This is a genomic window from Rhizobium rosettiformans W3, from assembly GCF_004912135.1.
GTDB classification, from domain to species: Bacteria; Pseudomonadota; Alphaproteobacteria; order Rhizobiales; family Rhizobiaceae; genus Allorhizobium; species Allorhizobium rosettiformans.
Genome location: NZ_STGU01000043.1, coordinates 1 through 5429 on the forward strand (window position 1 = coordinate 1; position 5429 = coordinate 5429).

Genomic DNA, 5429 nt, shown 5'->3' on the forward strand with positions numbered 1-5429 from the left:
GACTGGTACTTCATGTCCCATCGCCTCGCATTGGCGCTGGCGGCACGAGATGCCGGGTATGACGTCGTCGTTGCCACACGCGTATCCACTCATCGGACAGCCATGGAGGCTCTCGGGCTGAGGGTGGTGCCTCTCGCCAAGATGAAGCGGTCTAGTGCCAACATCTGGAACGAAATTAAATGCCTCTCGGAAATCTTGGGCATCATTCGACTAGAGCATCCGTCCGTCGTACATGCAGTTGCAATCAAGCCTGTCATCTACGCAGCGATCGGTAGCCATGTCTCGAAGGTGCCGCGGTTCGTGGCCGCATTGGGCGGGCTCGGTTCAATATTCTCAGGTAGCGGTCTGAAGGCACGACTGCTGAGACCTCTGGTCAAGGGACTGTTTCGCGTGTTGCTCAACAGAGACAATACGCGGGTCATTCTTCAGAACGCGAACGACCTCGATGTGATGACGCGCGGCTGCGGATTGCTAGAAGCGAATTCTGTCCTTGTGCGCGGCGCAGGGGTCGACACGGAGCAGTATGCCGCAAGACCGATCCCGCACGGGGTTCCAATTGTGATGCTGGCCTCAAGGATGATCTGGCCGAAAGGCGTACAGGAATTCGTGAATGCGGCGATCAAGGTCAAGGAAAAGATGGATGTCCGTTTCGTGCTGGTCGGCCGGCCCGATCGAGAAAATGCGGCTTCCGTACCCGAAGCGCTGTTGAAAAGATGGAATGACGAAGGCGCCATCGAATGGTGGGGCCATAGAAGCGACATGGTCGACACGCTGGCCGAAGCCACCCTCGTTTGTCTTCCGACCTATTACGGCGAGGGCGTTCCAAAGATCCTTCTCGAGGCCATGTCTGTCGGTCGGCCTATCATCACGACTGACATGCCCGGATGCCGTGAACTGGTCGAAAGCGGTAGAACAGGTGTTCTGGTCGAACGAAAGAACGCGGATTCGTTGGCGAGAGCCATCGAGGGCCTCCTCTCAAAGCCGGACCGTCTGGCGGTCGCAGGCCAGGAAGCCCGCAAACTGGTGATCGCCGAATACTCTGTGGAGCAGGTCATAGACCAGACATTGCGGATCTATAGGCCAATACATTGAGTATGCTTTCAGGCCTACCGTTAAGGAAACAGCGTCAGTCGTGTGTCGGTCGGAAGGTGCTCTGGCGGACGAATGGCAGCGGGTTCCAATTCAGCAGAGTGCGTGCTTTTTCAACGTCCACTTCAAGATTGCTCAAAAGCCTGTTTCGTGTCGAACGTGGTACGGCCAAAGCAGCGAGAAATGTGCACGCGAAAACGAAGTCGAGAATCCTCGGGGGACGCTTCCATCCAAGGTCCAACAGCAGTTCGTGGGTCGAGATATGGGTGCCGTCCGCGACCAGGAAGATCTGGTCGACAGCTCTGGGCTCTCTCCGGGCGGCAATGATCGCACTTGATAAATTTGAGAGGTGGACCAGCGAGCGACGATTCTGGATGGCTCCGAATGGCGAAGGCAGCTGGAAGGCTGCCCATTTCTTCAACGTCGCCAGATTTCCCTTTACGCCCGGGCCGTAAACTAGCGTTGCTCGCAGTATGACGACTTCAAGATCGGTTTGTCTGCCCAGTTCGAGCAGCGCGATTTCAGCTTCCGCCTTCGATACGGCATAGGGCCCCTCAGGTTTTCGGGGATCGTCAGATCTAAACGGGTGGCCTGGTCGGGTCGTCTCGCCATTCACCTTGATGGTGCTAACAAAGATGAACCTCCGGACACCCGCCTTTATCGCAGCACGGGCTAGGTGAAGAGTCGCATCCACATTTGCGCGCCGGAATTCGGAGAGTGGATCAGAGGCACGGTCCTTCATCACGTGTACGCGTGCGGCGAGATGAACGATCGTATCGACCTTTTCGAGGACCGGTCCCCAGTCCATCTCCTCGCCGTAGCTCTGGATCTTCAGCAGACCAGCCTTGTCAGTACGGGAGACCCCTATCGTCGGGATGCCATGACGTTGAAGTTCCGTCATGAGGAAACTTCCCACGAAGCCTGACGCACCGGTTACCAAAGTCGACTTCATCTAGTCTCCAAATGCCCGTCATACCGTTCCGATCGCTCACTGAAGATTAACGTCATTGCCATCGATCAGGGAAAACAAAACGGTTCTTGCATCCTGTTCATTCTCTCGCGCTACGGCGTCTTCCAGTGCTGCCAGCGCGCCTTTGAGGTCTTGATGACAAATCGTCGAGGCATCCGCCCGCATGATCTTCGGATGGGCTGTTAGACGGGCATGGTCGCGGTTGTAGAAGAGCTCTTCGAAGGGCTTCTCGCCTGGGCGCTTGCCGATCACCTTCACGGCAATGCCGCCGTCGGGGTTCTCGGCGTTCCTGACCTTGAAGCCGGCAAGCCGGATCATGTTTTCCGCAAGATCGCCGATGCGCACGGGTTCGCCCATGTCCAGCAGGAAGACGTCGCCGCCTTCTGACATCGCGCCAGCCTGCACGATCAGTTCGGCTGCTTCCGGGATGGACATGAAATACCGCGTCATGTCTGGATCGGTGACGGTGACCGGACCACCCTTTGCAATCTGTTCCTTGAAGAGCGGCACAACCGAGCCATTTGAGCCGATGACATTGCCGAAGCGGACGGCGCAAAAGGTCTGCTTGCTGCCGCTGCTGCGGGCCTGGATTGCAAGCTGACGCACGATGAGCTCGGCCCAGCGCTTGGTTGCTCCCATGACGTTGGTCGGGCGGACGGCTTTGTCGGAGGAGATCAGGACAAAGTTCTGGACGTTTTCTGCAGCGGCAGTCTGGGCAAGTGTGAGCGTGCCGAAGACGTTGTTGCGAATGCCTTCCAGAACATTGGCTTCGACCAATGGGACATGTTTGTGGGCCGCAGCGTGATAGAGAACCTCGATTCGATGCGCCCGGATCGTCCGCCGCACCAGTTGCTCATCCGTGACCGAGCCGAGAACGGGCAAGATCTCAGGGCCGCCTTTTGTCGTCAGCTCCTGTTCGATGCGGTAGAGGGCATACTCGCTCGCTTCCAGAAGCACCAGCTTTTGCGGTTTCCAGGTGGCAATCAGCCGACAGAGTTCTGAGCCGATGGATCCGCCTGCACCTGTTACCATCACCGTCTTGCCGCTCAGGGCCCTCGCCAGCAGGTCCTTGTCCGGTGGGACGAAGGAGCGTCCCAAAAGTTCATCAATTTCGATTTCGCGGATCTGGTTGACGATATAGCGGCCGTCGACGATGTCGGAGATGTCGGGCACGCTGCGGATCTTGATCCCGAGCCCCGACACACGGGCAATGACCGCCTGGCGCGCTTCAGCCGGGATTGACGACATGGAGAGCACGATCTCCTTGATGCCATAGCGTTCGACCAGCTTTGGCAGGTCGCGCGGCGGGAAGACCCGGTAACCGCCCACATCATGGCCGTGATTGGCAGGGTCGTCATCGATCAGACCCATGACGTATCTGTTTCCATGCCCCCGCAGCGCACGTGCCAGCTGAGCAGCTGTCGGGCCAGCGCCATAGATGAAGATGGGTTCTTCGTCGCGGCGCATGCCGGTGCCTGCATTCAGGATCCATTTGGCTGCAAAGCGCGTGCTGCCAATCAGCAAGGTCCCGAGCGCGAAGTAAAGAACCGGCACCGAACGCGGCACGATCCCCCGGCCAGTCATCTCGGTCAGGAAGATGATGATGACCCAGCACATCGTTGCGATCATCATCGCGCGCAGGATGGTCCAGATTGCGGCTTCCGGCAGGTAGCGGATGACCGACCGGTATAGTCCGAGCCGGATGAAGATTGGAATTGCCACGGCGACGGCAAAGAATGCCAGGGTTATACGTTCAGGTGTTATCGCCGGCGACCAGTTGGAAAGGCGCAAGGCATAGGAAGCCCATATCGCCACCAGGAGCAGAACGGCGTCCATCAGAATCATCACCACCCGCTTCCAGGGGCGCGGTGTGCGGATGATCCGTTCACGTATCACGCGTATGAAAGGGTGTTGAACGAGGTCGGCTCTTGTCATGGGCTTATCGCCGATACTTTCTGACGGGTTGTCCGCTCTAGTGGGATACGCCTCTGGCTCCGGCGACCTTGAGTGCCGTCAGGATCAATATCCGCAGGTCGAACATGAAACTCTGACGTCGGAGATACTCGGCGTCATAGGCAACTTTCAAGGGAATTTCCAGTTCATCCCGCCCATTTACCTGGGCCCAGCCTGTCAGCCCAGGCTTGAGGGCGTGGACGCCTGCTTCTGTCCGGGCTGCAATCAGGTCATCCTGGTTGAAAAGAGCAGGGCGCGGGCCGACGAGGCTCATCTCACCTTTGAGGATGCACCAGAGCTGCGGAAGTTCGTCCAGACTGCTCTTTCGCAAGAAGCCGCCAATCGGTGTAAGATGTCTGGAGGGATCGGTCAGGAGATGGGTGGCGACAACGGGGGTGTCGGTGCGCATGGTGCGGAACTTCGGCATCAGAAAGATGCTGTTGTCCTTACCGACGCGTCGGGACCAATAAATTGCGGGTCCGGGAGAGGTCAAACGAACGGCAAGGGCGACGATGACCATCGGGATTGCCAGGATGACGCAACCGCACAACGAAACAAAAACATCGACCGCTCGCTTCATTACCACAATGCCACACACCTCAGAAACAGCTTCTGACGGTTCTTATGACAGTTCAGAAGGTATCGCTAGCCTGTTGGTTGGAAAGCATCCGCGAACTCGATGCGGTTCACTTTAGCCGATAGCGAAGCGGCTCAGTGCATTTGCTAATTTGCGAGAAACCGAGCCGCGTCAAGCTGTACGACTTCGCACCGAGCAACTAGCTCAACACCACATACCGACCGGACTAGCTGCTGTGCGGCATGCTCCAATGCGCTGAGTACGGCGGACCCTACACCATCTCAGGCAAGGATTACCATAGTTGCACCAACCGCAAGAAGCGCCTGCCGATCGATGAGCTTGACGGGGAATGCTGCACCAACGGCAAGACGATCACCCGCCATGAACTCGAACAGCTCGCCCGAGAACTGGCGACAGCCGACGAGCCGGCAGAAGATTTTCAGGGGAAGATCGAGAAGCTGAAGGCGCAGTTCAACCCGTCAAACATCGAGATTGGGATCCGCAAGCTGATCTTCCTCGCACGCAACAACGCCAACGAAGCGGTCAAACAGCGGCTGATGCCAATCGTGCGTGACCTTATTCATTCCGTCGTCATCGGCAAGACCACTGGCCACCAGCCAGCGAGCCTGCAGGTGCATGGCGACATCGCCCACATCATGGCTTCCATTGACGCGATCGATGTCATGCAGCAGCAGTTCTTCGCTGCTGCCGAGAACGACCTGATGACGCGTATGGCTTCGGGAGAGATCGACACGGAGGGCAAAAAACAAAAGCTCCTCGCGGGTTACGCAGAGGAGCTTTCAAGGAAACGACTTGAATGGCAGCAGATTCAAGTCTCAT

At 57.6% G+C, this 5429-nt stretch carries 4 protein-coding genes and 1 pseudogene; 2 read left to right on the forward strand and 3 right to left on the reverse strand.

Annotation, left to right across the window (positions count from 1 at the left end; all coding sequences use genetic code 11):
- Window positions 1–1092, forward strand: a 1092-nt coding sequence (locus FAA86_RS23955) for a glycosyltransferase family 4 protein (RefSeq protein WP_136543787.1), incomplete at its 5' end; no start/stop codon positions are given.
- A gap of 34 nt (window positions 1093–1126) precedes the next feature.
- Here the strand turns inward: FAA86_RS23955 and FAA86_RS23960 are convergent.
- The 3 genes from FAA86_RS23960 to FAA86_RS23970 are packed head-to-tail and all read right to left on the reverse strand — an operon-like array spanning window position 1127 to window position 4598.
- Entirely contained in the window at window positions 1127–2041 is a 915-nt protein-coding gene (locus FAA86_RS23960; RefSeq protein WP_136543789.1) for an NAD-dependent epimerase/dehydratase family protein, read from the reverse strand.
- Window positions 2042–2077: 36 nt separating this feature from the next.
- Window positions 2078–3994, reverse strand: coding sequence for a polysaccharide biosynthesis protein (locus FAA86_RS23965; RefSeq protein WP_136543791.1), 1917 nt, complete (start codon window positions 3992–3994; stop codon window positions 2078–2080).
- A gap of 37 nt (window positions 3995–4031) precedes the next feature.
- Complete coding sequence (locus tag FAA86_RS23970; RefSeq protein ID WP_281281776.1) at window positions 4032–4598, reverse strand: sugar transferase; 567 nt, start codon at window positions 4596–4598, stop codon at window positions 4032–4034.
- A 233-nt stretch (window positions 4599–4831) separates the two neighbouring features.
- Here FAA86_RS23970 and FAA86_RS23975 point away from each other — a divergent pair.
- Window positions 4832–5429 (forward strand): annotated as a pseudogene (locus FAA86_RS23975) (hypothetical protein); the annotation flags it as partial.